Source organism: Novosphingobium huizhouense (assembly GCF_020179475.1).
GTDB lineage: Bacteria > Pseudomonadota > Alphaproteobacteria > Sphingomonadales > Sphingomonadaceae > Novosphingobium > Novosphingobium huizhouense.
This window is the reverse complement of sequence record NZ_JAILXZ010000007.1, coordinates 1-26,558: the sequence shown is the minus strand read 5'-3', so window position 1 is coordinate 26,558 and position 26,558 is coordinate 1. Positions and strand designations below refer to the sequence as shown.

The following is a 26,558-nucleotide window of genomic DNA, read 5'->3' as shown; positions in this document are numbered from 1 at the left end:
GTCAGGCATCCTCGCGCAGTTCGACGAGCGGCACGGTCGGCGCCTCGCCCGCGGCGAACGCAGCGCCGCTGATTTCGAGCTGGTCCTCGGCAAAGCGCACCGGCACGTCGAAGAGGAAGCCGGCTGTGATCACCGCATCGGTGGACGGCGCGCTGTCGAACACGATCGTGCCGCCGTCGGCCAGCGTCCAGTTGGACGCGGCAACGCCGTTCACGCCGACCAGAACGCTGCCGGCGCGCGGCCGGGTGATCCGCCGCGTCTGGCTCTCCTCGCCGCTCCCATAGGACTTGGCGAGATCGAAGCGCGCGGTCGCGCCATCCCCTCGGCCGATCACCTGGTCGAGCAGAGTCGGCACGCCGGTCATGCCGTTCGAGCTGTAGTCCGACGGATCGCGCAGCCGGAAGCCGCGCGCCTGGCCGCGACGGGCGCGGAAGAAGGCGATCAGCTCGCCCAGTTCGGCCTCCGAGCGGACGCCGGGTCCGACGTCGAAGCGCAGCCGCGCATTGGTCCACAGGCTGTTGCGGCGCTCGAACCCCGACGCGGTGATCGTCACGTTGGTGGAAAACTCGGGCGTGACCGTCGCCGCCCGGCCGAGCGCGATGGGAAAGAGCACGTCGTCGAAGGCCTGCATGGGCGCCTCCCTGTCTGTCTCGGGCAACCTGGTGAAACCGTCGCGCGCGACCTGCGGCAGCGCCCAGACGAACGTCTCGGCGACTCCCAGGGCGATCGCCGCGTCGGCCGCGGCGTCGATCCGCCGCCAGGGCTCGTCGTCGCCCGCATCCAGCACGAAGCCCGACAGGAAGTGCTGGCGCGCGCGCGGATAGCCGAGCTTCGCTTCCGCCGCGGCACGGGCCGTGCTGCGCAGCGCGTCCTTGCCCTCGACCAGCCAGTCGTAGTCCTCGAGCTGGAGTGTATCGAACGCAGGCGAGGCCCAGCCTGCGGGAAGGTTCGCGCGATGCGCCTCGGGCGTTGCGGGATCGAGCACGGTCGGCAGGAAGGCGAGCAGCAGCACTTCGGCGCCCGCGCTCCCCGCCGCCGTGCGCACCGCCGTCGCGAGCGACGCAGTGGCGGCGGCAAGCACCGCGCCTGCTGCATCGAGCAGCGCGCGTTGCGCCGCGGAAAGCGGTGCCGCGAGCGAGGGGATCGCGACCGGACTGCCGCCGAGCGCCGCCTTCGCCGCATCGTCGTAGAGGCAGATCTGCTTGTCGGCGGTGACCCACCACCAGGGCTCGCCAATCTGGTAGCGCACCGGCAATCCCGCCGCCTGCTGTAGCGCGACCAGCGCCAGCGCGACCTTGCGCAGCCACGCCAGCGCGCTCGCGCTGGCGGGCGAAAGCAGGGTCGATGGCGGGCTCCATCCGGTCAACGCCGGCGCGCCGGCCAGGGTCCGTTGCTGCCACGCCGGCGGACAATGCTGCGCGAGCAGTTCGAACGACTGCGAAAGGATGACGGTATAGCCCGCGCCGGCCGCTGCCGCCAGGAACGCGCGGTGCCAACTCTCCGCAGCCGGGTTCAGCGCGGCGGCGCCGGGGTCCGCCACGAACCCGCCTGCGCCGTCGGGCTTGAGCGAGAAGAAATGGCTCATGCCGATGTAATGGTTGATGCTGCCGCGGTAGCCGAGCCCGCGCGCCGAGCGGATCAGCCGCGCGGGGGTCTGGTTGTAGCTGTCGTCGTAGCCGGTCGCGATGCCCAGCCGATGCGGCGGGACCATGACGTCGCCGATCGTCAGCATCGGGCGGTGTCCCTCGCAACGGATCTCCGACAGCTCGACCCAGCCCGCCTGCGGCGTGGCGAAGGCGGTGCCATCGCCGCTCGCATAGCCGGGCGCGACCAGCGAGACGAACATCCGGTCGATGTCGTCCGGGTGCAGCGGGTCGGCTTCGCCCGGCAGCGTGAACCCACCGGCCAAGCGCGAGAACGGCAGCGTGATCCGCGCATCGGTCGGCGTGCCGCTGGCGTAGTTCCACAGCCGCACGTACCAGGTGCGCGGCGCGCCTGTCGCATCGCGCCCCTCGATCGTCAGCGTCGGGCCGTTGACGGCATCGAGCGCCAGCACCCCGTCCGAGCGCCAGCGGAAGGAAAGCGTGGTGCGGCCGTAGTCGCGGTCCGTATCGTAGGCGAGCAGGGGATGATCCCAGCGGTCCTCGCTTTCCCAGATCAGCCCGACGAGATCGCCGCGCTGCTGGAACACCGCGTCGACACGCAGCGAATCGGCGCCGGTCGTGGTCACCGCCGCCATCGCCGGGCGCGGGAAGTCGACCGTCCAGAAGCGCGGATCGAAGCGCTGGATGATGTCGGTCTGCTGGACCGTTCGCTGCTTTGCCAGCCAGAAAGCCATGGCGCGCCGCTCCCCTCAGTAGTCGCTGAGCGCGCGGCGCACCGCCTGCGCGACCTGCCGGCTCGATCGCTGCAGGCTGTCCGGGGCGGACGCGCCGGCGGGGGCGACGACGCGGATCGAGACGTTGACATTGCGCGCGCCGAGCGCGCCTGGCGCGCTCTCGATGCGCCCGGCCGACGTCGGCACGAACATTTCGGGGCCGCGCTCGCCCACCACGTAGGGGCGGCCGGGAGCCACCGGCCCGCCGGTCGCGCGGCCGGGCAGGCCGAACAGCGACCCGACCAGGCTCGCAAGACCGCCGGCCACCCCGCCCGCGGCGCCGCCGTCGCCGCCCGAGCCCGCGCCCAGCGAGGCGATCCCGGCGCGCAGCGACTGGCTGGCGATCGAATCGAGCACCCGGCCGGCCACCTTGCCAAGGTCCTCGAACCCCAGGCTGCCCTTGCGGATCGCACTCGCCAGGCTCCGTTCGAGCGTAGCGCCGCCCTTGGCGAAGCCCTCCACGAGAATGCCGTCGAAGCTGTCGCGCATCTTGGCGACGTCGCTGGCGAAGCCGTCGGTGCTCGCCCGCACGTCGACGACCAGTGTGTCGAGATTATCCATTTCGCTCGCGCTCCATCATCGCGTCGATCGTGCGCCGGTCGATCGCGCCGGTCGTCTCGCTTGCACCGCCGGCAGCCTCCAGCACGGCGCGCAGTTCCTCGGGCGTCGCGTGCCAGAAGCGTCCCGGCGACCAGTCGAGCAGGAGGCAGACCCGTCCCGCCAGCCGGCCTGCGCCGGCGGCGAACGGGCGCTGTCCGGCCTCGCTCACGCTGCGCCCTTCAGCACCTGCAGCAGCAACGCCCGCAGCACCGGCGCGCTGGCGGACAGGCCGGCCTCGACCAGCGCGTCGCAGAACGCCGCGCGATCGAGCGTGTCGTGCTCGCGCAGGCAGTGCCAGAACAGCGTCGCCAGTTCGGCCAGCTTGAGCTCGCCGCCGCTGGCGCGCTCGGCCAGCGCGAACAGCGAGCCGAGTTCCTCCTCGGCGGCGACCAGCGCGGTGAAGGTCGGGCGCAGCACATGCTCCACGCCCTGCAGCACCAGCGAGGCCTCGCCGCGCTGGGGATTGGCCGGCGCGCTCATGCCTGGGCCACCGCGCCCGAGCTCTCGAGCGTCATCGTGTAGTTGCGCTCGCCGTTGAAGTCGCCCGAGTAATCGAGCCGCTGGACGAGGAACTTGCCGCGCATCTTCTCGCCGCCGTCGAACGACAGTTCATAGTCGGCGATCGTGCCGGACAGCGCGTTGCCGCGGATCTGCGTCTCGGCCGCGCTGCCGAGGAAGATCCCGGCGGCGCTGACGCTGACCGAGCGCGTGCCCGCGCCCGACAGCAGTTCGCGCCAGCCGCCCGAATCCTTGCTGGTGATCACCACCGCCTCGCCGTTGATCGACATCTGCGTGGTGCGCAGCCCGGCGACCGTGTTGTAGGTCGGGCTCGCCGCGCCATCGCTGATCTTGAGCAGGAAGGCGCTTCCTTTCTGTGCTGCCATGTCGGTTCTCCTCGAAATTATGGTCAGGCGGCGAGAAGCCGCGCGCGGTACTCGAGCACCAGCGCGCGCAGCGCTTCGCCGCGCTGCTCGCTCCGGGCTTTCAGGAACATCAGGTTGACCGCGCGGAAGCCGTAGGCGCTCTGGTCCGCCGGAAGGGTCTCGACCCGGCGCTCGATCGCCGCGATCAGCGCGCTTTCCGAAAGCGGATCGTCGCCGCGGTAGGCAAGCTCGAGCGCCACGCGCACTTCGCGGCCCACCGTGGTCTTGGTGCTCCAGTCGTTGCTTGCGCTGGCGGTCAGCGCCAGCCACGGCAGCGCCACGCGCGAGGGCGCCTCTTCGGTGATCGCGTTGAGCGACCCGGCCAGCGTCGCATCGGCGGCCAGCCAGGCGAGCAGGGCGGCGCGAAAGGCGAGTTCCATCGGTCAGTCCTTTGCGAACAGGGGCCACAGCAGGCGCGCGTCGCGCCAGCGGTCGGCGGGGCGGCGCAGCGTGCGGGCGAGCGCGCGCGCTTCGGCAAGCGCCCGGGCGCGCGCCACGAGGCGCTGTTCGAGCGCGGCGAAGTCGAACGCCATCACGCCAGCCGCATCGTGCGCCAGGGCCGCCACAGCGCAGCGACGGCCGCGGGCGGCGCGCTGCTCTGCGGCGCGCGCTCGGCGTCGCGCAGGCGGTGTTCGTGCGCGGCGAGGCGCATGATGCCATGGCGCAGCGGATCGGGCAGGGCGTCCCACGTGGCGGCGAGCCCCGCAGTGAAGGTCACCGCCACCCGCGTTTCGTCGATCGGCGCTGCCAGGCGGAAGCGGCCCGTGCCATCGGCGGCGATGTCGTATTCGTAGCTCCCCGCGGGAAGCTCGGTCCGCTGCCCGGTCGCCGCGATCCTGGCGGCGCGGGTCATCGACTGGACCGGACGCGTCGAAAGCGTCTGCCAGTCGCCTGTCGCGACGAGCACTTCCTCGCAGCCGGCCTGAAGCGGCATCGAGCCGGTGAAGCCCTCGCACAAGTCGAGCGAGGCCATCAGCAGCGCGGTCAGTTCCGCGTCGTCTCGGCCGGTGGTGATGCCCAGCCACGCCTTCAGTTCGGCCAGCGCGGCTGGCGCCAGCGAGGGCGGTGCGACGATTGCCCGCTTCATGGCAGTCTCCGGAATTGGGATGGGAAAAGATCGCCCGCGGCGGCGGGAGGTCCGCCGCGGGCGAAGTCGGGGCGTCGCGAAGGGGACACGCGACGCCCGGCAGGAACGATCAGGTCGAGATCTTCAGGAGCTTGATCGCGTCGCTGTCGAGCACCTGGCCGCCGACGCGGCGCGTCGCGTAGAACTGCACGTAGGGCTTGTTGGTGTAGGGATCGCGCAGGATGCGGGTGGCGCTGCGCTCGGTGATCAGGTAGCCGGCCTTGAAGTTGCCGAACGCGATCGGGAAGGCGCCGGCGCCGATGTCGGGCATGTCCTCGGCCTCGACCACCGGGTAGCCGAGCAGGCGGTTGGGCTGGCCTTCGACGATGCCCGGCTGCCACAGGAACGAACCGTCGGCGGCCTTGAACTTGCGCACTGCGGCCAGCGTGGTCGAATTCATCATCCACACCGCGCCCTGGCGCAGGCCGGCGCGCAGCGAGAAGACCATGTCGATCAGCTTGCTGTCGGGGCTGGTGTCGAAGCCGGTGGCGTTGCCCGAGACGATGTGCTGCAGCGTGCCATAGGCGCGGGTGGCGTCGCCGGTCGTCGCAGACCCTGCCTGGAGGAAGCCCTTGGGCTGGTTGGTGCCGCTGCCGTTGATGAAGGCGGCGCCTTCGGCCCGGCCGAACTCGGTGGCGATTTCGCCGGCGAGCCAGTTCTCGACGTCGAACGCGGCGTCGTCGAGCATGGCCTGCGTGGCCGAGGGATTGGCGTAGAGCTCACCCATCGGCGGCACGATCTCGGCGAGCTTGGGGCTGGCCGTTTCGGGACGCGCCGCGGTCTCGCTCACCCAGCCCGAGGTGGTGCCGCCGATCGACAGCAGGCGACGGAAGCCGCTGGTGCTGGTCTGGACGATCGTCGCGACCGAACGCACCGCGCTGATCTTGACCAGGCGGTTCGAGATCAGCTCGTCGATCTGGCGCGGCACGGCAAAGCCGCCGTCGGCGGGAACCGCGGTCGACAGCGACTTCAGTTCGGTCTCGCGGCCGGTGCGGATGTAGCCGTCGATGAAGCCCCGCGCAGCAGCGTCGGTGGCGGCGAGCACGGGCCGCGCGGCCGAAGTGCGATAGACGCGCTCGAGCCGGCTCTTCACTTCCTCGACTTCGCCGCGCAGGCTGGCGAGCGCGGCATCGTGCGCTTCCTGCCGGGCGGCAAGGTCGAACGAGGCTTCGAGCGCGTCGGCCTTGGTCTCGATCGGGCAGGGCTGCGCGATCGCTTCGTGGTTTTCGATGTCCATGGGGCTGAACGTCCTTTCTGCTGGGGTTGGCCACCCCATGGGGCGGCCCTTCGGTAATGTCGGGGGGTCAGCCGGCGGGGGGCGGACTGACCATGTGCACCCGCGCCAGCGGCTGCATCGGCCTGGAAACCAGGCTCACTTCGAGAAGGTCGAGCGCGCGCAACTCGCGTCCGCCGCCGCGCAGCGCGCCGTCGCGCACGCGGTATCCGAACGACAGTCCGTCGACCGCGCCGCGCGCCAGCGCCCGCGCCGCCGGCGAATCCGTGGCGGTCACCTGCGCGATCACACGCAGGCCCCGCGCATCTTCCTCGGCGCTCTCGACCCAGCCGATCTGCTGGTCGGGGCGATGCTGCCAGTAGAGCGGCAGGCGCATCCCGGCGGCGGCGCGCGCGGCGAGCGTTGCGGCAAAGGCGCCGGGGACGATCGTGTCGCCCCCGCTGTCGCGCTTGCCGAACACCGCGGCATAGCCGGCGAAGCGGATCGGGGGGCGCGCGGTCACTGCAGCAGGCCGCCGAAGCCCAGCCGCACCGCGATGCCGAACAGCAGCAGCGCCAGGATGCCGCGCACCAGCCAGTCGACGATCGCCTTCCACGCGCTCGCCTTGGCGTCGCGCCAGGCCTGAAGCAGCTCGCGCAGTTCGGCGAGGTCCTCGTGCGCGGTCTCGTCGGCAAGGCCCATCCGCTCGAGCACGCGCGCCGCGCCGAGGTCGCTCGCCTCCTCGACGATCGCGCGCAGCGTGATCAGTTCGGACCCTTCGGTCTCGGCCTGCGCCAGCAGGCGCGCCAGCATGTCCTCGCGCTTCATCGTGCGCTCTCCGTTCCAAGGCCCAGGATGCGGCGCTTTTCCGCGCTCGACAGGAAGTCGGCCGCGCCGACCATCGACCACAGCGTCTCGCGGTCCTCGGCGAGCGCGGGCACGCGATCGAGGTCGACCGCCAGGCTCGCGCCGGCAAACCAGGGCGCAAGGCCCTCGCTCAGCGCGGCGAGCAGCTTGCCGGCGAGCGGCAGCAGCGTCAGCCGCCACAGCGCGCGGTTGGCCTCGCGGTAGTTGGCGTAGGTGCTGTCGCCGGGCAGGCCGATCAGCATCGGCGGCACCCCGAAGGCGAGCGCGATGTCGCGCGCGGCCGAAGCCTTGAGCGCGGCGAAGTCCATGTCCGCCGGGGTCATCGCCATCGGCTGCCACTTCAGCCCGCCTTCGAGCAGCATCGGCCGGCCGGCATTGGCGCCCCCGGCATAGGCGGCGGCGAGCTCGGCCTTGATCCGGTCGAACTGCTCGGCGGTCAGCGTCGCGCCCGGCTCGCCGGGATCGTAGACCATCGCGCCCGAGGGCCGCGCCGCGTTCTCGAGCAGCGCGATGTTCCAGCGCGAGGCGGCATTGTGCACCGCCACTGCATCTTCCGCCGCGCTCAGGCAGCCGGCGCCATAGTGGTCGTCGGTCGGGTGAAAGCCGCGGATGTGGATCACGTTCGCCCGGCCCAGGTCGTCGCTGGCGGGCAAGGTCATCGTCTGTTCGCCGACGCGGTAGGCGAAGGCGGCCGGCCAGCCTGCCGCATCGGGCACCACGCTCACCCGGTCGGGGCGCAGCGCATAGAGCTCGGCGACCTCGTCCTCGGCATCGCGCAGGATCTGCACGTAGGCGTTGCCGTTGAGCAGGACCTGGCTGGCGAGCGTCTCCAGCAGCGCCTGCCCGGCGCTGGTCGCGCCGACCAGCCGGGCGAGCGCGGGATCGGACGCGGCGATCGGCGCGCCGCCGATGCCCTCGGCCACCAGCCGCACCGCGCGATGCGCCACCGGGTTGCGCAGATAGGCCTCGCGGCTCGCTTCGGGGAAGGGCAGGCCCGCGCGGGCATCGCCGCCGCGCCAGTCGAAGGCCTCGGCCCAGGGCGAGACAAAGCTGCGGCCCAGCGGCGCGCGGGGGGTCACCGCCTCGCCCTTGAAGGCGGCGGCAAGGCTCTGGAAGAAGGACATGGATACCCTTTCGCGGAAAGGTCGTTCAGTCGAACCAGATCTTCGGTTCGCCCGTTCGGCCGAGCATCAGTTCGGTCAGCGCCCAGACACAGGCGTCGGCGCGGTCGGGCGAGCGCCCGGGGCCCTGGTAGTCGCCGCCGGGCAACAGCCCGCACAGCTCGTCCTCGAGCCGCGGGAAGAACCCGGCGTGGCGCACCCGCCCCGCCTCGTAGAGCGCGGCGACCGGCTCGGCCCGCGCGCTCTTGTTGCGGCTCGCGTGGACCAGCCGCAGCGGCAGCGCGTGGTTGGCGGCGCGCAGCACCGCCTCGACCATGCTGCCGCCCTGGTTGGCCTCGGCCACCACCCGGTCGGCGCTCCATGCGCGCGCAGCCTCGGCGACGGCGCGGGCCCAGCGCTCGGGCGTCGCGCGCTCCACCGATGCATCGGCCAGCACGCGCGCGATGCGATCCTCGCCGATCCCGCACACCACGATCCCGCAGGCATCGCCTTCGGCGCTGGCGGGCGGGTCGACGCCGATCACCACGCGGGCGAGCTGCGCCGGCGCGGTTTCGCGCCCGCGCTCGATCGTCGCCCGCGACCACAGCGTGCCGGGCAGGTTCTCGATCAGTTCGCCCTCGATCTCCTGCCGGCCGAGCAGCGTCCCGTCGTAGTTGCGGTGCATCGCCTCGACGAAGCGCGCCGGCAGGTTCGCCGCGTTCTCGTACGTGCTGCCCCCGGTAATCGCGGTGCGCCCGTCGGCCGCCTCGCGCACCAGCCGCAGCACCAGCGCGGCGGCGCGCGGCGTCGTCGTCGCCAGCACACGCGGGTCTTCGCCGAGCCGCAGGCCCATGGTCAGGTTGTCCCAGGCGCTTTCGGCCCGGGCCGAGGCATTGTCCCACTTGGCGATCTCGTCGCACCAGGCGTGGCTGTGCTGCGGGCCGCGCAGAGATTCGGGTTCGGCCGCCGAATAGAGCGTGGCCTGCGCGCCGTTGGGCCAGACCAGCCGCCGCAGCGAGGATTCGAATGCGGGCTGGCGGTGCGGCGCGGCAACGCGCAGCAGCCCGCTTTCGCCCTCGACCATCACCGCGCGCGCTTCGCCCAGGTTTGCCGCGACGAGCGCGATGCGCGCCTCGGGATCGCGTTCGGCGATCGCGTTGATCCATTCCGCGCCGGTCCTGGTCTTGCCGAAGCCGCGCCCCGCAAGCAGCAGCCAGACGCGCCAGTCGCCCGGCGGCGGCAGCTGCGCGGCGCGCGCGTGGAGGCTCCAGTGCCAGCGCCATTCGGCCGCCTGCGCCGCGCTCAGCCCGGCAAGCATCGCGCCGATCTCGTCGGGCGCCCAGCCGACCAGCCCGGCGAAGTCCGCCGGCGGGCAGGCGGCATCGGCTTGCCCGCTCACGCCGCGCCCTTGTGCGTCGCGGCCGCGGCGGCGCCTTCGGCCCGCGCCGCCGCCAGCTCTTCGCTGCGGCGGGCGCTGGCGACCTCGCGGATCGCCTCGATCTGTGCGTCGATCGAGGCGCGGATCCGCGCAAGGTCTTCGTTGTCGCGCTGCGCCCGCTCGCGCGCCACCGTCTCGCGGTGCTGCGAGAGCAGCCGCAGCGCATTGGCGTTGTCGAACTTGCGCTCCTCCTCCTTGCCCTCGCCGAAGCGCATCCGGCGCAGCAGCTCGAGTTCGAGGTGCTCGTAGCCCTCGAGCAGCGCGGTGCGCCAGGCGCGGGCGAATTCGGGCTCCTTGCGCCGCGCCTTGTAGGCCTGGCTGGTGTCGGTGCCGGCGGCGGCGGCGGCGGCGGTCACGTTCGAGCTTTCGGCGAGCGCCGTCAGGAAGGGCTCCTTCCAGCGCGCGCTGCCGCGCGCGGTTTCGGCTTTGCCTTTGGCTTCGGCTTCGGGCTCGGTTTCGGTCGTCGTCTGGACAGGCGGCGTCGACCGGCTCGCGCCGGACGCACGCGTCTTGTGGCTGGCCATGAACCATCCTCGTCTTGTGCAGGGTCCGCCCGGAGCGCGGGTCGGAAAAGGCCGTTCGGTGACTGCCCGGAGGCGACTCACACGATCGCGATGTTCTTGTTATGTACCAATCAAGCGTGACAATGTCAATGGAAAAGTACCAGATGGGTTAATCGAGCCGGCGTCTGGCGCTCCGGCTGCTCCTCCGTTAAGTCCGCCCGCGATCGCAGACCGACAGGACGGGCCGACTTTCCATGCTTCGCCGACTTTACGACTGGACCATCGCCAAGGCCGCGCATCCCCATGCCGAACTCTGGCTGGCGCTGGTCGCCTTTCTCGAGGCGAGCTTCTTTCCGGTGCCGCCGCATCCGCTGCTCGGGCTGATGTGCCTGGCCGAGCCGAAGAAGGCGGTGCGCTTCGCCGCGATCGCCACGCTCGCCTCGGTCATGGGCGGCCTGCTCGGCTATGCGATCGGCCACTTCCTCTACGACAGCGTCGGCGCGCAGCTGCTCGCGCTGCTGCACCTGACCGAGACCTTCCCCAAGGCCGCGTGCTACTTGCGCGAATACGGGGTCGAGATCATCGTCATCAAGGGCGCGACGCCGATCCCGTTCAAGCTGCTGACGATCACCGCCGGCTTCATCGCGATGCCGCTGGTGCCCTTCCTCCTCGCCAGCCTCGTCTCGCGCTCGATCAGCTTCATGATCGTGGGCGTGCTGTTCCGCCTGTTCGGAGCGCCGATCAAGCGCTTCATCGACAAGTACCTCGGCCTCGTCACCGTCGGCTTCGTCGTGCTGGTGATCGGCGGCTTCGTCGCCGCCTCGATGCTCGGCGGCGGCGGCAACAAGCAGGCCGAGGCGAGGTGCGAGCAGGCCGGTCCACGCGTCGTCTGAGCGCGAAACCTCACCAAAACCTTTGCCCAACAAGGGCGTTCGTCCGGTCTTGACGCCAATCCGGTTTGTGCAATCCTGCCCCGTGACATCCAGGTTCATCAGGGCCTGACCGCATGTCCCGGCCAGGCCCCTCGCTTGCGAAAGGAGCAGAGGGCATGGGAAGCAGCCGACTTGGTTCAGGCGATTTCGCGCGGCAGCTCGAAGGCTTCGGCCTCACCACCATCCAGATCCACTACTACCTGCCCGACCATCCCAGCCTGCTGCAGATGTTCGCCTTCCAGCAGGAGGATCTCGCCCCGCGCTTCCCCCGCCTCGAACGCTTCCTCGATCACTGGCGGCGCGAGATCGAGGCGACGCTGCATTCGATCCGCATCGCGCACAAGCACCTGATCGGCCCGCAGGAATGGCGCGCCGTCGACGGCGTGATCACGATCAACTAGCGCGTCTGCACGCCTACGCGTCACAGCCCGAACTGCACGCCGTAGGCGAGGCCGAGCGACACCTGCGTCCTGCGCCCGCGCTCGCGGATCAGCGCGGACCTCGCAGGCTCGCCGCCCAGCCGGTCGACCCCGGCGATCGCGGTCACCGCGCTGCGCAGGGTCAGCGGCCGGGTCAGTGTTCCGCCCAGCCCCCACGAGAGCAGCCCGCCGTCCGGTCGCGACACGGCAAGTCCGGTGCGCTGCGCCTCCGCCTCGTCGACCCCGAAATAGGTCCGGACAAAGTCCCGGCCCGCAAAGGTCGCGCGTGGCCCGACCGAAAAGAGCAGCCGCCCGCTGCGCCCTGTCCGCGCGATCTGCACATCGCCGATTGCGCCCTCATGACCCCCGAAGCCCTGTCGCAGCTCGGCGCGCGCGCGCCATTCCATGCGCGGGCCAAAGCGCTTCTCGACGAAGACCCCGGCCTCGCCCGCCGCGCCAATATCGCCCATTCCGCGCAGCGCCGTGCTGCCGCCGGCGATCAGGAACGGCGAGCCGCCATCGTCCTCGTTGCGGCCGAAGCGAAGCTTGACGAGCGGCCCTGCCTTCCAGCCGCCGCGGTTGATCGCGTTCCAGCCGAGGCCGTCGCGCACCGAGAGGAACAGCGTATCGCCCTTGTTGAGCCGCAGGTCGGGGAAGATCGACAGCGCCGTGTCCTTCGAACCCTGCCACGCCGGCGCGAACACCGGCGCCAGCCCCAGGCCGACCCGCCACCCGCTCGCCGGCGCGCGCGACGCTTGCGCACGCGATCCGTCGGGCGGCAGCTGCCCGCGCGCGGCCGGTGCGCTCTGCCCCGCCGGCTGGTCCTCGGCACGCGCCGGCAGCGCGAGCGACAGTGCGAGCAGCGCAAGCAGAAACGATGCGAAAGCGCTGGTACGCCGCATGGAACGATCCCCTCGTTGTGCCGGCGGTGGTTGCGACCCGGCTGTTCTTGCATGGCCCGCGAAGGGACTGCGTGCGAGCGCCTGCCACAGCCCGGCCGACGGCGCTTTGCCCGATCGTGTCAAAGCATGAACGGTCACCCGGTCTGTTCCGGGCCGGCCGGTTCTGGCTTGCCACGCCGGGCGAGGCGCGTAGACCTATCAGCCATGATAACGCTCTATCACTGCCGCGACGCCCGCTCCTTCCGTGCGCTCTGGGCGCTCGAGGAACTGGAGCTGGCCTACGAACTCCACGTCCTTCCGTTTCCGCCGCGCGCGCGGCACGAAGGGATGAAGGAGCTCAATCCGCTCGGCACGATCCCGGTGCTGTTCGACGAGGGCCACCGCCTCACCGAAAGCAGCGCGATCCCGCATTACCTCGCCACGAAATACGGCCCCACCCCGCTCGCGGTCGCGCCCGACGAGCCGGGCTATGCCGACTACCTCAACTTCCTCGTGATGGGCGAGGCGACGCTGACTTTCCCGCAGACGATCCACCTGCGCTACGCCGTGTTCCCGCCGCCCGAGGCGCGCCGGCCCGAAATCGCGCGCGACTACGCCGAATGGTTCGGCTCGCGCCTGCGCAATGCCGAAACGATGATGGACGGCGAATATGCCGCCGCCGGGCGCTTCACCATGGCCGACGTCTCGCTCGGCTACGCGATCAAGCTCGCGCTCTCGATCGGGCTCGCCGAATTCGTCACCCCGGCCATGCAGGCCTACTTCGACCGCCTCGCCGCCCGCCCCGCCTATGCCAGCGCGATGGCCGCACAGTTGCGGGAAGCGCGCTAGCGGCGCTTGTCTATACCACTTTAGGGGTTAGTATAGCGCGACCGAGCTATACTAACCCATAAAGAGCTAGACATGGACCCCGTCCGCAATCCCTTTGCTCCTGGCGCCGGATCGCAGCCTCCCGAACTCGCCGGTCGCGAGGACATCGTGTCGGCTGCCGACATCGCCTTGCAGCGCGTGCTCAAGGGTCGCCCCGCGCAGTCGCAGATGCTGCTCGGCCTGCGTGGCGTGGGCAAGACGGTGCTTCTCAACCGGATCGAGCAGCTTGCCGAACAGCACGGCTACCTGACTTCGTTCATCGAGGCGCCCGAGGATCGCAAGCTTGCCGATCTGCTTTACCCCAAGCTGCAGCAGGCTGTCCGCAAGCTCTCGTTCGTCGCCTCGGCCAAGGCGGCGAGCCACGCCGCGATGCGCGCATTGCGCAGCTTTGCCGGCACCTTCGCGGTCAAGGTCGGCGATTTCGAGCTTTCGGTCGATCCCGAGCCGGGCGTTGCCGACAGCGGCGATATCGAACTCGACGTGACCGAACTGTTCGTCCGCGTCGGCGAGGCGGCGCGGGCCGCCGGGCGCGGCTGGGCGTTGTTGATCGACGAAGTGCAGTATCTCGGCCAGCGCGAACTCGGGGCGCTGATCGTCGCGATCCACCGCGTCAACCAGCGCGGCTTGCCGATCCTGCTGTTCGGCGCGGGCCTTCCCGCCATCGCGGCGCTGTCGGGCGATGCCAAGTCCTATGCCGAGCGACTCTTCGTGTTTCCCCGCATCGACGCCCTGCCGCGCGAGGCGGCCGCCAACGCCATCCGCCAGCCGGTCGAGGAAGAAGGCGAGACGATCGAGCCCGCGGTGGTCGACCGTCTGGTCGACCTGACCCGCGGCTACCCCTATCTGCTCCAGGAGTTCGGCTATCAGGCGTGGAACGCCGCCGATCGCTCGCCGATTTCGCTCGACTGCATCGACGTGGCGCATCGCGAAGCGCTCAAGCGGCTGGACGAGGGCTTCTTCAAGGTCCGCATCGACCGGCTGACCCCCAAGGAAAAGGAATACGTCATCGCCATGGCGCGGCTGGGGGCAGGGCCCTACCGCTCGGCCGACGTAGCGGACATGCTTGGCGAAAAGCTGACCTCGCTGGGGCCGCGCCGTGCCCAGATCATCGCCAAGGGGATGATCTACAGCCCCGCGCACGGCGACATCGCCTTCACCGTGCCGATGTTCGACGAATACCTCAAGCGCCACTGGATCGTCGACTGAACGGCGCGGGTCAGCGCCCGGCGCGCTTCTCCGCCTCGGCCAGCGCCGCCCGTGCGATCGGCTCCATCACGGCATAACCGGCGGCGCTCGGGTGAACCCCGTCGGTGGCGAGGCCCGGCTTCATCGCGCCGCCTTCGCCGACCATCGCCGCGTAGTAATCGGCAAAGCCGAAGCCGCTCGCCCGCGCGAAGTCGCGCAGCCAGCGGTTGAGCGCGTCGATCTGCGCCGCCGGGCGGTATTCGGGCTTCCACGGCGCGCCGCTCGTCGGCAGCACGCTGCCGATCACCACGGCGATGCCGTTGGCGCGCGCGATGTCGGTCATCGCGGTGATCGTGTTGACGTATTCCTCGGCGCTGGTCGGCCCGGTGTTGCCCAGCAGGTCGTTGGTCCCGGCCATGATGTGGACCACGCGCGGGCGCAGGCGGACGACGTCTTGGGTGAAGCGCACCAGCATCTGCGGGCTGGTCTGCCCGGCGATGCCGCGGTTGACCACGCCGCCGGCGAACAGCGCGGGGCTATTGGGCAGCCACCATTCGGTGATCGAATCGCCGATGAACACCGCGCGCGGACGGCCCGAAACCTGCTTGTCCGCCGCCTGGTACTTGCACAGCGCGGCCCAGTCGTTGCCCGCATTGCGCGGGAGCGCGCAAGGGTTCTCGACCATGGCGCTGCTGCTGGCCGGCTGGGCCAGCGCCTCAGGCACGGCGAACAGCGCGGCAAGCGCGCCCGCCATTCCGGCCATTGCGCCCCGCATCAGATGATGCCGACGGCCTTGCCGGCGCGTTCGAACATGCCGATGATCGTCTGCACCTGTTCGGCGGTGTGCTCGGCGCAGAGCGAGCAGCGCAGCAGGGTCATGTTGGCGGGCGTCGCCGGGGGGCGCGCCAGGTTCACGTAGAGCCCCTCGCGCAGCAGCGCCTCCCACATCATCGCGCCGCGCTCCAGGTCGGGCATGATGACCGAGATGATCGCGCTCTGCGGCTCGTCGGTGCCGAGCTGGAAGCCCTTGTCCTTGAGCCCCTTGTGCAGCGTGCGGCTGTTTTCCCAAAGGTGCGCGCGCTTGTTGCCCGCATGCATCAGCTTGCGGATGCTGGTCGCGGCGGTGTGCACCACGCTCGGCGGCAGGCTGGCGGTGAACACATAGGGGCGGCAGACCAGCCGCATGATCTCGAACTTGGGGTGGTTCGAAACGCAGAAGCCGCCGACCGTGCCGACCGACTTCGAGAAGGTGCCGATGACGAAGTCCACGTCCTCGAGGCAGCCCTGCTCCTCGGCCACGCCGCGCCCGTTGGGGCCGATGAAGCCCATCGAATGCGCCTCGTCCACCAGCACCATCGCGCCGTTGTCCTTGGCGACCTTGATCATCTCCTTGAGCGGAGCGATGTCGCCGAGCATCGAATAGACGCCTTCCAGCACGACCAGCTTGCCCGCGCCTTCGGGAATGCGCTTCAGCCGCCTTTCCATGGCGACGATGTCGTTGTGCTTGAACGGCACCACTTCGGCATCGCCCATCTTGCAGCCGTCCCAGATGCTGGCGTGGCTGTCGATGTCGAGCACGATGTAGTCGCCCTTGCCGGCGATCGTGCTGATGATGCCAAGGTTCGCCTGGTATCCGGTGGAGAACACCATGGCATGGTCCATGCCATAGAACTCCTTCAGCGCATCCTCGCACAGCTTGTGCCCGGCATAGGTGCCGTTCAGCACGCGGCTGCCGGTGGTGCCCGATCCGAATTCGTCCAGCGCCTGCTTGCCCGCCGCGATCACGTCGGGGTCGAAGGTCATGCCCATGTAGTTGTAGGTGCCGAGCAGGATCGTCTCGCGCCCGTTGCAGATCGCCTGCGTCGGGGAAAGCACGCGCTCCATCACCAGGTTGAACGGATCGGTCACGCCGGTATCGAGCAGCGCGCGGCGCTGTTCGATCAGGCCGTCGAACTTGCTGAACAGGTCGGTCATGCGGGGTTTGTCCTTCAGCCCTGGAGCTTGGTCACCGCGTCGATCAGCTGGCCGTAGGTCTCGATCTCGGCCTGCTGGTTCATGCTGATGATGATGTCGAACTCGTCCTCGATCGCGGCGACGAAATCCATCACCGTGAGGCTGTCCCATTCGAGGTCGCCGGCGAAGGTCGTCGCATCGGTGATGGCCACGCCCTTCTTGTTGAAGGGGGCGATCACTTCGGCGATCTTTGCGGCGGTTGCGGCGCGATCCATCGGTCTTGTCTCCACTGGTCCGGACAGGGTGCGGACAGGCGTGTCTCCCGCGCCGCCTGCCAGACGAATAAGGCGGAAAAGCGGCCTTGCGCCCCGCTTGTCAAGCGCGTGCCGTCCTGCCATCCCCCGCGCCGCCGCCGATGCGCCGCAGACGAGGTCACAGATGCCCGGAACCCAGCCGGAAAACGCTTTCGATACAGCTCCCGATCCCGCCTACTCGAATCACGCCATCCACCTCGTCCGCACCGCCCAGCAGATGACCCTGACGCTCAGCCAGATGGCCGACACCAAGGCCTCGATGCTGATGGGCGCGACCTTCGTGGTGTTTACCATCGCCGTCGGCCAGGCGAAGGACGGCCACCTCGCCACCCCGCTCGCGGTGCTTGCGCTGTTCGCCTTCGTCTCGGCGCTCTGCGCGGTCTTCGCGGTGCTCCCGGCGGTCTCCGCGCCCGAGGCGAACCGGCTCCACGGCAAGCCCAACCTGCTGTTCTTCGGCACCTATTCCGCGCTCGACGAAGACGCCTGGACCCAGGCCGTGCTGACCGAGCTGCGCGCCGACGAGGCGGTGTTCCGCACGATGCTGCACGACATCTACCAGAACGGGCTGGTGCTCCAGCGCAAGAAGTACCGCTTCCTGGGCTTTGCCTACCGCATCTTCGTCGCCGGGCTGTGCCTTACCGTCGCGACGTTCCTGGTCGAGCGCTTCCTCGCCTGATCACAGCAGGCTGGTGACGGCCTGCAGGAACGGCGCGATCGACACCGGCTTGGCGAGATAGCCCTCGGCGCCCGCCTCGCGGATGCGCTCCTCGTCGCCCTTGCCCGCATAGGCGGTGACCGCAAGCACCGGGATCGCGCGCAGGCCCTCGTCGCGCTTGATCCGTTCGATCAGCTCGAGCCCGGAGACGTTGGGCAGCTGGATGTCCATCACCACCAGGTCGGGAAAGAACGCGCGCGTCCTGTCGAGCGCGGCGCGGCCGTCGGCGACCGGCTCGACCTCGAAGCCCTTGGCCCGGAGCAGGTCGCAGAACAGCTTGCGGTTGAGGTCGTTGTCCTCGACAACCAGAATTCTTTTTGCCACTGGATCGAGCCTGACCTGACCGAGACGAACCGAATGCGCGATGCGTTTGCCGCGCATCTCTATTCACCGCGAGAGGCCCTGACAATCATCCGCGAGCGTCCATCCCCGACCGATCCCTTTGCCCTTGCGCTGCAGGCGCTCGGCTGGGTGCTGTCCGACGACCAGCGCGCCGAACGCCTGCTGGCGCTGACCGGCATGACGCCCGAGACGCTGCGCGGCGGGCTGTCCGATCCGGCCGTGCTCGGCGCGGTGCTCGATTTCCTCTGCAATCACGAGGCCGACCTTGTCGCGGCGGCCTCCGCACTCGACATAGCGCCCGGGCAACTGGTCGCCGCACGGGAGAAACTGACATGAGCCGCCCGCTGGTCATCAGCGATTGCGACGAGGTGCTGCTGCACATGGTCGCCCCCTATCGCGACTTCCTCGATGAGCAGCACGACATCGATTTCGTGATGGACTCGGCCGATTTCGGCAAGGCGATGCGCCACCGCAGCGACGGGCGGCTGGTCGAGCCGGCGGAGATCTGGCGCCTGCTCAACCTGTTCTTCGATACCGAGATGCACCGCCAGCAGGCGATCGCCGGCGCGGTCGAGGGGATCAACGCCCTCGCCGAACACGCCGACGTGGTGATCCTCACCAACCTCAACGACCACCGGCGCGATTCGCGCGCCGAGCAGCTGCGCAAGGTCGGCATCGATGCGCGGGTGTTCACCAACCAGGGGCCCAAGGGCCCGGCGCTCAAGGCGATCCTCGAGGAATACCAGCCGTCGAAGGCGCTGTTCATCGACGACCTGCCGCAGCACCACGGCTCGGTGGCGGAAATGCTGCCCCACGTTACCCGCCTGCACTTGTGCGGCGAGCCGATGATCGCCCCGCACATCGATTGCGCGCACAAGGCGGGCCACGCCCACGCCCGCATCGACGACTGGGCCACCGCGCTGCCCTGGATCATGGACCGTCTTACCGGAGACAACGATGACTGATACCCCCGCGACCGACACCATCGTCGATCGCCTCGCCGCGCTCGGCCACGTGCTGCCCCAGGCCGCCGCGCCGGTCGCCGCCTATGTGCCGACGGTCGAGGCGAACGGGTTGCTCCACGTCTCGGGCCAGTTGCCCTTCGTCGACGGCAAGCTCGTCACCGGGCGGCTGGGCGAGGACGTTTCGCTCGAACAAGGGCAGGCCGCGGCGCAGGCCTGCGCGCTGATGCTGCTGGCGCAGGTCAAGGCCGCGCTCGGCTCGCTCGACCGGGTCGAACGCGTGGTCAAGCTGGGCGCCTTCATCAGCTCCACCGGCACCTTCACCGACCAGCCCAAGGTCGCCAACGGCGCGTCCGAACTGATGGTCGCGGCGTTCGGCGAGGCCGGCAAGCACGCCCGCAGCGCGGTGGGCGTGCCGGTGCTGCCTTTGGGCGCAGCGGTGGAAGTCGATGCTGTCTTTGCTGTTACCGCTCGCTGATCGCTGGTTCGCGCCCGCGCCGCCCGCTGACAAGGTCGGCTGGCTGCGCGGGTGGACCTATGCCCATCGCGGGCTGCACGGTGCGGGCGTTCCCGAGAACGGCCTTGCCGCCTTCGCCGCCGCCGCCGAGCGCGGTTTCGGCATCGAATGCGACGTCCAGCGCACCAGCGACGGGCTTGCCGTGGTGTTCCACGACTGGGAGCTCGACCGCCTGACCGGGGAGACCGGCCGCGTCGTCGATCGCAGCGCCGCGCAGCTCCAGACGATCGCGCTGGCAGGATCGAGCCAGGCGGACACCATTCCGGGCCTGCGCCAGATGCTCGACCTCGTCGCGGGCCGGGTGCCGGTGCTGATCGAGATCAAGTCGCGCCGCGAAATGCACGTGATCCCGCTGTGCCTGGCGGTGCGCCGCACGCTCGAAGGCTATCGCGGGCAAGTCGCGGTGATGAGCTTCGACCCACGCGTCTCGCGCTGGTTCAAGCGCCATTCGCCGCACGTCGTCCACGGCCTCGTGATGAGCGAGGAGGGCCGCTCGACGCTGTTCGCGCGGGTGCGCCGCCACCTCGCGCTGTGGCACGCCGAGCCCGATTTCCTCGCCTACGACGTGCGCGACCTGCCGAGCCGCTTCGCCGCCAGCCAGCGCAAGCGGGGCCTGCCGCTGCTGACCTGGACCGTCCGCAGCGCCGAACTCGCCGAGCGCGCGGCAAGCCATGCCGACGCCCCCATTGCCGAAGGTGGCGGCATCCCCGCCGCCGCGAGCTGACCTGCGGCGTGAGCGTCACCGCGCGCATCCACCAGAGCGTCGGCGAGATCGACGCCGCGGCGTGGGATGCGCTGTCGGACGGCAATCCCTTCACCAGCCACGCCTTCCTCACCCTGCTCGAGGAATCGGGCAGCGTCGGCGAAGGCACCGGCTGGTCGCCGCTGCCGGTGGTGATCGAGGACGAGGCCGGCCGCCCCGCCGCCGCGCTCCCCGCCTATCTCAAGAGCCACAGCCAGGGCGAATATGTCTTCGACCACAGCTGGGCCGATGCTTGGCACCGCGCAGGCGGCAGCTACTATCCCAAGCTGCAGATCAGCGTGCCTTTCACCCCTGCGACGGGTCCGCGCCTGCTGACCGGCCGGCGCCCCGATCTGGCCGTGCCGCTGCTGAAAGTCGCCGAACAGCTCTGCGTCCAGAACGAGTTGTCGAGCGCGCACGCGACCTTCATCGCGCCCGAACAATTGCCGCTGTTCGAAGAGGCCGGCTGGCTGCTGCGCTCCGACATCCAGTTCCACTGGGACAATCGCGGCTATGCAAGCTTCGACGATTTCCTCGCCGCGCTGTCGTCGGAAAAGCGCAAGAACCTGCGCAAGGAACGCGCCAAGGCGCAGGACGGCGTCGAGATCCGCGCGCTGACCGGCGCGGACATCAAGCCCGAACACTGGGACGCCTTCTGGGTGTTCTACCAGGACACCGGCGCGCGCAAATGGGGCCACCCTTACCTGACGCGGCAAGCCTTCGACCTGATCGGTGAGCGCATGGCCGACAAGGTGCTGCTCGTCCTCGCCTTCATCGACGACCAGCCGGTGGCGGGCGCCTTGAACTTCATCGGCACGGAGGCCCTCTACGGCCGCTACTGGGGCGCGGTGATCGACAAGCCGTTCCTGCACTTCGAGTTGTGCTACTACCAGGCGATCGACGCGGCGATCGCGCTGGGCTTGACCCGCGTCGAAGCCGGCGCCCAAGGCCAGCACAAGCTGGCGCGCGGCTATGCCCCGGTGCAGACCTGGTCCGCCCACTGGATCGCCGACAAGGGTTTTCGGAGGGCAGTGGCGGACTTCCTGGAGCGCGAACGGGCGGGCGTGGCGCAGGACCAGCTATGGCTGGGCGAGCGGACGCCGTTCAGGAAGGGGTAGGGGAAGTAAGCGGGACCCCGGGTCAGGCCCGGGGTGACGGCAATTCCTACCTCTCCTCGTCACCCCGGGCTTGACCCGGGGTCCCGCTTCTCTTGGTTTACAAGATGATCTCGTAGAGATCGTCCCAGTCCGGATTGGCGCGCTCGATCAGGTCGAACTTGTAGACCCGCTTCCAGCGTTTCAGGCGCTTCTCGTGCGCGATGCAGTCCTCGATTTCGTCGCCGCGCTCTGCCCAGACGAGGCGGTTGAGGCCATATCGGGCGCAGAAGTCGGAGCCTTTGCCGGTGCGGTGCTGGTACACACGGCGAGCGAGGTCCGCGGTAACCCCGACATAGAGCGTGCCGCGATAGCGGTCGGCCATGATGTAGACCCAGCCGCCTTTCGTGCCCTGCTGCATGGTGCGAGGACGAAGGAAGCGGGACCCCGGGTCAAGCCCGGGGTGACGGAATTGTTTCGGTGGTGGCTTTATCTCACACAACGTCACCCCGGGCCTGACCCGGGGTCCCGCTCTCCTCAATCAGGCAATCACCCCGAACAGGTCGTGCGCGTCGGCTTCCTCGACCAGCACCTCGGCGAAGTCGCCGGCCTTCAGCGTGGCGGGGACGTTGCGCAAGTACACCGCGCCGTCGATCTCGGGCGCGTCGGCCTGCGAACGCGCGGTGGCGCCGATGTCGCCGTCTTCGTCGGGTTCGCCGACTTCGTCGATGATCACGCGGATCGTGCGGCCGACCTTGGCGGCGAGGCGCGCGGCGCTGATCGCCTCGGTCTTTTCCATGATGCGGCGGAAGCGGTCTTCCTTGACCTCTTCGGGCACCGGATCGGGCAGGTCGTTGGCCGCCGCGCCTTCGACGGGTTCGAAGCGGAACGCGCCGACGCGATCCAGTTGCGCTTCGTCGAGCCAGTCGAGCAGGTACTGGAAGTCCGCCTCGGTTTCGCCGGGGAAGCCGACGACGAAGCTCGACCGGATGGCAAGGTCGGGGCACACTTCGCGCCAGGCCTTGATGCGTTCGAGCACCTTGGCCTCGTTCGCCGGGCGCTTCATGCGCTTGAGGACCGATGGGCTGGCGTGCTGGAACGGGATGTCGAGGTAGGGCGTGACCAGGCCTTGCGCCATCAGCGGGATCACCGCGTCGACGTGGGGGTAGGGATAGACATAGTGCAGCCGCACCCACGGCGTTTGCCCATCGGGGGTGCGCAGCTTGCCGAGTTCGCGGGCGAGGTCGGTCATGTGGGTGCGGACCGGCTCGCCCTTCCACAGGCGTTCTTCGTGGCGGACGTCGACGCCATAGGCCGAGGTGTCCTGGCTGATCACCAGCAGTTCGCGCGTGCCCGCCGCAACCAGCTTTTCGGCTTCGCGCAGCACGGCATCGATGCGCCGACTGGCGAGCTTTCCGCGCAGGCTCGGGATGATGCAGAAGGCGCAGGCGTGGTTGCACCCCTCCGAAATCTTCAGGTAGCTGTAGTGGCGCGGGGTGAGCTTGACGTCACCCGGTTCGGCCTGCGGAATGAGGTCGATGTAGGGCCCCATGCTGGGCGGGGCGGCTTCGTGCACCGCTTCGACCACGTCTTCGTACTGGTGCGCGCCGGTGACGGCGAGGACCTGCGGGAACTTTGCGCGGATGACCTCGGCTTCGTTGCCCATGCAGCCGGTGACGATCACGCGGCCGTTCTCGGCAATCGCCTCGCCGATCGCGGCCAGGCTTTCCTCCTTGGCCGAATCGAGGAAGCCGCAGGTGTTGACCAGCACGACGTCGGCGCCGGCATAGTCCGCGCTCATGGCATAGCCATCGGCGCGCAGGCGGGTGAGGATGCGTTCGGAATCGACCAGCGCCTTGGGGCAGCCGAGGCTGACCATGCCGACTTTCGGCTGGTCGGGAATCGCGACAGGAGTGTTGGAAGCCATTATGGCGGCGGCCCATAGCGCCATTTGGCCGCGCCGTCACCAACCGCTATAGCGCGCGCCCATGCTGCGCATCACCATCGCCAAGGGATCGGCCGAGGATCATATCCGCGTGACGCGGGCAGATGGCTCGCAGGTCGCCACCCGGTTCCCGCACAAGGGGCCGGTGCCGCACGATGCGGTGCACCTGTTCGTCGAGCGCGCGCTGGGCCTGACGCGCGGCTTCTGGGGCCTCGTCGCGCAAGGGCGGCACCCGGAGGAACTGGTCGAGCTGGCCAAGGCGGGAGGCCATGCCAGCGTGGGCCGGGCCACCGTGCCGGATGCTTCGATCGTCGAGCTGCTGCAGGCCGAGCGGATGGTCGAGGCGTACGAGGCGCTGTTGTGGAGCGGCGGCGGTAGCCTCGAGGACGTGCTGGCGATGGCGCAGGTCGGTTGCGAGACCAGCTTCGTGCCCGTGCCGCCGCTCGACGAGGCGACGCATCGCGCCATTGCGGGCGCGATCGACGACTTCGCGCGAGGGTGGATCGCCGGACCGAAAGGACAGGTCGCCGAACTGAGCTGGCCGTGATTTGCCAAGCCCATGCGCAGCGGTTAGGCAGCCGGGCGGGGGCTTGATCGGGCGGGCTTGAGGAAACGAACGAATGGGTCCTGTGAACTGGCTCTCGGTGCTCGTCGCGGCGCTTGTCGCGCTGCTGGTCTCGGCGCTGTGGTACGGACCGCTGTTCGGACGGGCGCGGCTCGCCGAAGTGGGCCCGGGCGGATTGGGCGTGCGTGCCGCCCCGGCGCGGACGGTGCTGCTGAGCTCGGTGCTGCTGCTCGTCACTTCGAGCATGATGGGCCACATGTTCGCGCGCGTCGGTCACGAGACATTGGCGGTGAAGCCCTGGCTCTACTTCATGATGTCGGGCGGGCTCGCCATCGCCTTCGTCGTGCCCTCGCTGTGGATCAGCTATACCCACCAGCGCATCTCGACCCGGCTCGCGCTGATCGATGCGGGCTACTGGATCGCCGCCTACCTCGCGATGGGGCTGACCTTCTTCGCGTTCAAAGCCTGACCGCCTACAATCGAACAGGCAGGTAGGCGTAAGGATCGCGCGGCACGTTGGCGCGACGGACCTCGAAGTGGAGCGTCGGCGCGGTCGCCTCGCCGCTCCTGCCAATGCGCGCGATGACCTGGCGCGCGGTCACCTGCTGGCCCTCGCTGACGGTGATCGCGCCCAAGTAGGCATAGGCGGTGGTCCAGCCATTGCCGTGGTCGATGACGATCAGCTGGCCGAAGCGCTCGGGCTCGGTGCCCGCGAAGACCACGCGCCCGGCGGCGGCGGCGTGGACGGTCATGCCAGAGAAGGCGGCGAGGTCCATTCCGCGGTTCGGGCCGTTGTCGGGGCGGCCCTTCACCGGCACGCCGAAGCGGCCGACGACCGCGCCCGAGGTCGGCCAGGCGAGGCGCGGGGCATCGGCTTCGCGGGCGTGGGCGGGGATCGGCTCGGGCAGCGGCCGGGCCGAGGGCATCGGGCGCGGCGGCGGGGGCGGGCGGCGCGGGGGTTTGGGGCTGGGTTGCGGTTTGGGCTTTGGCGCTGGCGCCGGCGTGGCGGTGGGCGTTGCCAAAGGCGTCGGCGGGATCGCCTGGCGGACCTGGCCCGGCGGATCGGGGCGGCGGAGCACCTGGCCCGGCGTGACCGTCCAGGGGTAGGGCAGCGCGTTGGCGGCGGCCAAGTCCTTCTGCGTCACCCCCATGCGCCGGGCGATCGCGGCGAAGCTGTCGCCCGCGCGCACCACGTATTGCCACGCGACGATCGGCGTCTCGCCCGGAGCCGCGTGAAGTGCAGGAGCCGCCGCCAGCGCCAGAACCAGGGCGGCGGCGCGCTTCATCAGCCTTGCGGCACCAGTCGGGCAAGGCCGCCGGTATAGGGGAGCAGGGCTTCGGGCACGTCGACCGAGCCGTCCTCCTGCTGGTAGTTCTCCAGCACCGCGACCAGCGTGCGGCCGACGGCAAGGCCCGAGCCGTTGAGCGTGTGGACGAACTCGGTGCCCTTCGCACCCTCAGGCCGATAGCGCGCGTTCATGCGGCGGGCCTGGAAATCGCCGCAGTTGGAGCACGACGAAATCTCGCGATAGGCGCCCTGGCCCGGCAGCCAGACCTCGAGGTCGTAGGTCTTGCGCGCGGTGAAGCCCATGTCGCCGGCGCAGAGCAGCATCTTGCGATAGGGCAGGCCGAGTGCCTGGAGCACGCCTTCGGCGCATTGCGTCATGCGTTCGTGCTCGGCCTCGGAGTCTTCCGGGCGGCAGATCGAGACCAGCTCGACCTTCTCGAACTGGTGCTGGCGGATGAAGCCGCGCGTATCGCGCCCCGCCGAGCCCGCTTCGGAGCGGAAGCAGGGGGTGAGCGCGGTCATGCGCAAGGGCAGCGCGGTATGGTCAAGGATCTGGCCCTGCACCGCGTTGGTGAGGCTGACTTCGGCGGTGGGGATCAGCCAGCGACCAGCCATTTCTGGAGAGTCGAGGATTTCTTCAATATCATTGAAAAAGCTGGGTTGTTGTTCACGAAAAGCAGCAACTAGTTCTTCGTTCGCAAGGAGTTTCGCAAAGGCCTTTGCAACGCTGTCGCGGTAAGCCGCAGGTGTCGTGCGAAACAGATCCTCTTTAAACTTGGGCAGTTGCCCGGTCCCGAACACGGCTTCGTCCTTAACCAGCAGCGGCGGATTGCATTCGGTGTAGCCGTTCTCTGCCGTCTGCTTGTCGAGCATGAACTGCGCCAGCGCGCGGTGGAGGCGGGCCATCTGGCCCTTGAGGAAGGTGAAGCGCGCGCCCGAAATCAGCGCGCCGGTTTCGAAATCGAGGCCGAGCGCGGGGCCGATGTCGGCGTGTTCGCGCGGGGTGAAGGCGAAATCACGCGGGGTGCCCCAGCGGCTGAGTTCGACGTTGCCGGCCTCGTCCTCGCCCTCGGGCACGTCGGCGGCGGGGAGGTTGGGATGCGCAGCGAGCGCGGCGTTCTGTTCGGCGGTGAGGCGGCGTTCCTCTTCCTCGAGGCCGGGCAACTCGGCCTTGAGCGCGGCGACTTCGGCCTTGAGCGCTTCGGCGGTGTCCTTGTCGCCCTTGCCCATGGCGGCGCCGATCGCCTTGCTCGCCTCGTTGCGGCGGGCCTGCGATTCCTGCATCCGCGTGGCGATGGCGCGCCGCTGCGCATCAAGCGCAAGGATGGCGGCCGACTGCGGGGCGACCCCGCGGCGGGCGAGGGCGGCGTCGAAGGTGGCCGCGTCTTCGCGGATCAGGCGGATGTCGTGCATGGCGTGCCGCGCTATGCCGCCGGCCCGCGCGCGATGCAAGGATTGCCAGCGCGTGAGGAAGCATCCGGCGGCGAACCCGGACCTAATGCCTTGGGAAACCATACGGACCTGCGCGACCGGCGCGGGCGTCATTGCCTGGCGCTGCGCGAAGGAGGGCGGTGAACGCTGTGGCGAGTGGCCGGCGGGGCGTTGGATCCCGCACGGCTCGGCCTTGTTCGGACGGGGGCTCGTATCCCTTGCGACGGCTCGCGTGCCG

At 69.7% G+C, this 26,558-nt stretch carries 35 protein-coding genes; 12 read left to right on the top strand and 23 right to left on the bottom strand.

Annotation, left to right across the window (positions count from 1 at the left end):
- Position 1 precedes the first annotated feature (1 nt).
- From K3A85_RS17495 to K3A85_RS17430, 14 genes are all read right to left on the bottom strand, one after another.
- Entirely contained in the window at positions 2-2,338 is a 2,337-nt protein-coding gene (locus K3A85_RS17495; RefSeq protein WP_225207799.1) for a DUF2460 domain-containing protein, read from the bottom strand.
- A gap of 15 nt (positions 2,339-2,353) precedes the next feature.
- Positions 2,354-2,938: a tail tape measure protein gene (locus K3A85_RS17490; protein WP_225207798.1), complete on the bottom strand. Its 585-nt coding sequence runs from the start codon at positions 2,936-2,938 to the stop codon at positions 2,354-2,356.
- On the bottom strand, positions 2,931-3,146 hold the full coding sequence (locus K3A85_RS17485; protein ID WP_225207797.1) for a phage tail assembly chaperone: 216 nt from the start codon (positions 3,144-3,146) through the stop codon (positions 2,931-2,933). The genes K3A85_RS17490 and K3A85_RS17485 overlap by 8 nt, the downstream gene beginning before the upstream one ends.
- The gene (locus K3A85_RS17480) at positions 3,143-3,457 is read right to left on the bottom strand and encodes a gene transfer agent family protein (protein WP_225207796.1); all 315 of its coding nucleotides are present in this window, start codon (positions 3,455-3,457) and stop codon (positions 3,143-3,145) included. The genes K3A85_RS17485 and K3A85_RS17480 overlap by 4 nt, the downstream gene beginning before the upstream one ends.
- Positions 3,454-3,861, bottom strand: a complete 408-nt coding sequence (locus tag K3A85_RS17475) for a phage major tail protein, TP901-1 family (protein WP_225207795.1) — start codon at positions 3,859-3,861, stop codon at positions 3,454-3,456. Before K3A85_RS17475 ends, K3A85_RS17480 begins: the two co-directional genes overlap by 4 nt.
- A gap of 23 nt (positions 3,862-3,884) precedes the next feature.
- Entirely contained in the window at positions 3,885-4,280 is a 396-nt protein-coding gene (gene gp17 / locus K3A85_RS17470; RefSeq protein ID WP_225207794.1) for a tail completion protein gp17, read from the bottom strand.
- Between the two features lie 3 nt (positions 4,281-4,283).
- Entirely contained in the window at positions 4,284-4,433 is a 150-nt protein-coding gene (locus K3A85_RS17465) for a hypothetical protein (RefSeq protein WP_225207793.1), read from the bottom strand.
- On the bottom strand, positions 4,433-4,987 hold the full coding sequence (locus tag K3A85_RS17460; protein ID WP_225207792.1) for a head-tail connector protein: 555 nt from the start codon (positions 4,985-4,987) through the stop codon (positions 4,433-4,435). Before K3A85_RS17460 ends, K3A85_RS17465 begins: the two co-directional genes overlap by 1 nt.
- A gap of 109 nt (positions 4,988-5,096) precedes the next feature.
- Positions 5,097-6,263: a phage major capsid protein gene (locus tag K3A85_RS17455; RefSeq protein ID WP_225207791.1), complete on the bottom strand. Its 1,167-nt coding sequence runs from the start codon at positions 6,261-6,263 to the stop codon at positions 5,097-5,099.
- A gap of 67 nt (positions 6,264-6,330) precedes the next feature.
- Positions 6,331-6,762 carry an HK97 family phage prohead protease gene (locus K3A85_RS17450; protein ID WP_225207790.1) on the bottom strand — a complete coding sequence of 144 codons (432 nt, stop codon included), beginning with the start codon at positions 6,760-6,762 and terminating at the stop codon, positions 6,331-6,333.
- Positions 6,759-7,067, bottom strand: a complete 309-nt coding sequence (locus tag K3A85_RS17445; RefSeq protein WP_225207789.1) for a DUF6127 family protein — start codon at positions 7,065-7,067, stop codon at positions 6,759-6,761. Before K3A85_RS17445 ends, K3A85_RS17450 begins: the two co-directional genes overlap by 4 nt.
- Positions 7,064-8,230 (bottom strand): phage portal protein, encoded by a 1,167-nt coding sequence (locus tag K3A85_RS17440; protein ID WP_225207788.1) that lies wholly within the window; start codon positions 8,228-8,230, stop codon positions 7,064-7,066. Before K3A85_RS17440 ends, K3A85_RS17445 begins: the two co-directional genes overlap by 4 nt.
- A 25-nt stretch (positions 8,231-8,255) precedes the next feature.
- Positions 8,256-9,524 carry a DNA-packaging protein gene (locus K3A85_RS17435; protein ID WP_225207833.1) on the bottom strand — a complete coding sequence of 423 codons (1,269 nt, stop codon included), beginning with the start codon at positions 9,522-9,524 and terminating at the stop codon, positions 8,256-8,258.
- Positions 9,525-9,601: 77 nt separating this feature from the next.
- Positions 9,602-10,168 carry a hypothetical protein gene (locus K3A85_RS17430; protein ID WP_225207787.1) on the bottom strand — a complete coding sequence of 189 codons (567 nt, stop codon included), beginning with the start codon at positions 10,166-10,168 and terminating at the stop codon, positions 9,602-9,604.
- Between the two features lie 233 nt (positions 10,169-10,401).
- On the opposite strand from K3A85_RS17430, the gene K3A85_RS17425 reads away from it, so the two are divergent.
- Positions 10,402-11,040, top strand: coding sequence for a YqaA family protein (locus K3A85_RS17425; RefSeq protein WP_225207786.1), 639 nt, complete (start codon positions 10,402-10,404; stop codon positions 11,038-11,040).
- A gap of 155 nt (positions 11,041-11,195) precedes the next feature.
- On the top strand, positions 11,196-11,480 hold the full coding sequence (locus tag K3A85_RS17420) for an usg protein (RefSeq protein WP_225207785.1): 285 nt from the start codon (positions 11,196-11,198) through the stop codon (positions 11,478-11,480).
- A 20-nt stretch (positions 11,481-11,500) separates the two neighbouring features.
- Here the strand turns inward: K3A85_RS17420 and K3A85_RS17415 are convergent, their stop codons facing one another.
- Entirely contained in the window at positions 11,501-12,400 is a 900-nt protein-coding gene (locus K3A85_RS17415; RefSeq protein WP_225207784.1) for a MipA/OmpV family protein, read from the bottom strand.
- Between the two features lie 204 nt (positions 12,401-12,604).
- On the opposite strand from K3A85_RS17415, the gene K3A85_RS17410 reads away from it, so the two are divergent.
- Entirely contained in the window at positions 12,605-13,228 is a 624-nt protein-coding gene (locus K3A85_RS17410; RefSeq protein WP_225207783.1) for a glutathione S-transferase family protein, read from the top strand.
- Positions 13,229-13,300: 72 nt separating this feature from the next.
- Positions 13,301-14,473, top strand: coding sequence for an ATP-binding protein (locus K3A85_RS17405; protein ID WP_225207782.1), 1,173 nt, complete (start codon positions 13,301-13,303; stop codon positions 14,471-14,473).
- A 10-nt stretch (positions 14,474-14,483) separates the two neighbouring features.
- On the opposite strand, the gene K3A85_RS17400 is transcribed toward K3A85_RS17405, so the two are convergent.
- From K3A85_RS17400 to K3A85_RS17390, 3 genes are read right to left on the bottom strand one after another with little or no spacing between them, the layout of a single operon-like run.
- Complete coding sequence (locus K3A85_RS17400; protein WP_225207781.1) at positions 14,484-15,215, bottom strand: SGNH/GDSL hydrolase family protein; 732 nt, start codon at positions 15,213-15,215, stop codon at positions 14,484-14,486.
- Positions 15,216-15,226: 11 nt separating this feature from the next.
- Entirely contained in the window at positions 15,227-16,426 is a 1,200-nt protein-coding gene (gene spt, locus K3A85_RS17395; protein WP_225207780.1) for a serine palmitoyltransferase, read from the bottom strand.
- A 14-nt stretch (positions 16,427-16,440) separates the two neighbouring features.
- The gene (locus K3A85_RS17390) at positions 16,441-16,680 is read right to left on the bottom strand and encodes an acyl carrier protein (protein WP_225207779.1); all 240 of its coding nucleotides are present in this window, start codon (positions 16,678-16,680) and stop codon (positions 16,441-16,443) included.
- 163 nt (positions 16,681-16,843) lie between these two features.
- Here K3A85_RS17390 and K3A85_RS17385 point away from each other — a divergent pair, with 163 nt between their 5' ends.
- Positions 16,844-17,395: a Pycsar system effector family protein gene (locus tag K3A85_RS17385; protein WP_225207778.1), complete on the top strand. Its 552-nt coding sequence runs from the start codon at positions 16,844-16,846 to the stop codon at positions 17,393-17,395.
- Here K3A85_RS17385 and K3A85_RS17380 read toward each other — a convergent pair whose 3' ends face one another.
- Positions 17,396-17,758, bottom strand: a complete 363-nt coding sequence (locus K3A85_RS17380) for a response regulator (RefSeq protein ID WP_225207777.1) — start codon at positions 17,756-17,758, stop codon at positions 17,396-17,398.
- Between the two features lie 33 nt (positions 17,759-17,791).
- On the opposite strand from K3A85_RS17380, the gene K3A85_RS17375 reads away from it, so the two are divergent.
- The 5 genes from K3A85_RS17375 to K3A85_RS17355 are packed head-to-tail and all read left to right on the top strand — an operon-like array spanning position 17,792 to position 21,115.
- Positions 17,792-18,112: a DUF3572 domain-containing protein gene (locus K3A85_RS17375; protein WP_225207776.1), complete on the top strand. Its 321-nt coding sequence runs from the start codon at positions 17,792-17,794 to the stop codon at positions 18,110-18,112.
- Positions 18,109-18,741, top strand: coding sequence for an HAD family hydrolase (locus K3A85_RS17370; protein ID WP_225207775.1), 633 nt, complete (start codon positions 18,109-18,111; stop codon positions 18,739-18,741). Before K3A85_RS17375 ends, K3A85_RS17370 begins: the two co-directional genes overlap by 4 nt.
- Positions 18,734-19,216, top strand: a complete 483-nt coding sequence (locus K3A85_RS17365) for a RidA family protein (protein WP_225207774.1) — start codon at positions 18,734-18,736, stop codon at positions 19,214-19,216. The genes K3A85_RS17370 and K3A85_RS17365 overlap by 8 nt, the downstream gene beginning before the upstream one ends.
- Positions 19,188-19,979, top strand: coding sequence for a glycerophosphodiester phosphodiesterase family protein (locus tag K3A85_RS17360; protein ID WP_225207773.1), 792 nt, complete (start codon positions 19,188-19,190; stop codon positions 19,977-19,979). The genes K3A85_RS17365 and K3A85_RS17360 overlap by 29 nt, the downstream gene beginning before the upstream one ends.
- Before the next feature lie 8 nt (positions 19,980-19,987).
- Positions 19,988-21,115, top strand: a complete 1,128-nt coding sequence (locus K3A85_RS17355; RefSeq protein ID WP_225207772.1) for a GNAT family N-acetyltransferase — start codon at positions 19,988-19,990, stop codon at positions 21,113-21,115.
- 97 nt (positions 21,116-21,212) lie between these two features.
- Here K3A85_RS17355 and K3A85_RS17350 read toward each other — a convergent pair whose 3' ends face one another.
- Positions 21,213-21,512, bottom strand: coding sequence for a GIY-YIG nuclease family protein (locus K3A85_RS17350; protein WP_225207771.1), 300 nt, complete (start codon positions 21,510-21,512; stop codon positions 21,213-21,215).
- A 120-nt stretch (positions 21,513-21,632) separates the two neighbouring features.
- Positions 21,633-23,018 (bottom strand): 30S ribosomal protein S12 methylthiotransferase RimO, encoded by a 1,386-nt coding sequence (gene rimO / locus K3A85_RS17345; RefSeq protein WP_225207770.1) that lies wholly within the window; start codon positions 23,016-23,018, stop codon positions 21,633-21,635.
- Between the two features lie 61 nt (positions 23,019-23,079).
- Here rimO and K3A85_RS17340 point away from each other — a divergent pair, with 61 nt between their 5' ends.
- Together K3A85_RS17340 and K3A85_RS17335 are read left to right on the top strand one after the other, a co-directional pair.
- Entirely contained in the window at positions 23,080-23,583 is a 504-nt protein-coding gene (locus K3A85_RS17340; protein ID WP_225207769.1) for a hypothetical protein, read from the top strand.
- Positions 23,584-23,656: 73 nt separating this feature from the next.
- Complete coding sequence (locus K3A85_RS17335) at positions 23,657-24,070, top strand: DUF1761 domain-containing protein (RefSeq protein WP_225207768.1); 414 nt, start codon at positions 23,657-23,659, stop codon at positions 24,068-24,070.
- Between the two features lie 4 nt (positions 24,071-24,074).
- Here the strand turns inward: K3A85_RS17335 and K3A85_RS17330 are convergent, their stop codons facing one another.
- Both K3A85_RS17330 and serS read right to left on the bottom strand, forming a co-directional pair.
- Positions 24,075-24,887, bottom strand: a complete 813-nt coding sequence (locus K3A85_RS17330; protein WP_225207767.1) for a M23 family metallopeptidase — start codon at positions 24,885-24,887, stop codon at positions 24,075-24,077.
- A complete protein-coding gene (gene serS / locus K3A85_RS17325; protein ID WP_225207766.1) occupies positions 24,887-26,302 on the bottom strand; it encodes a serine--tRNA ligase in 1,416 nt (471 codons plus the stop codon). The genes K3A85_RS17330 and serS overlap by 1 nt, the downstream gene beginning before the upstream one ends.
- Between the last annotated feature and the right edge of the window lie 256 nt (positions 26,303-26,558).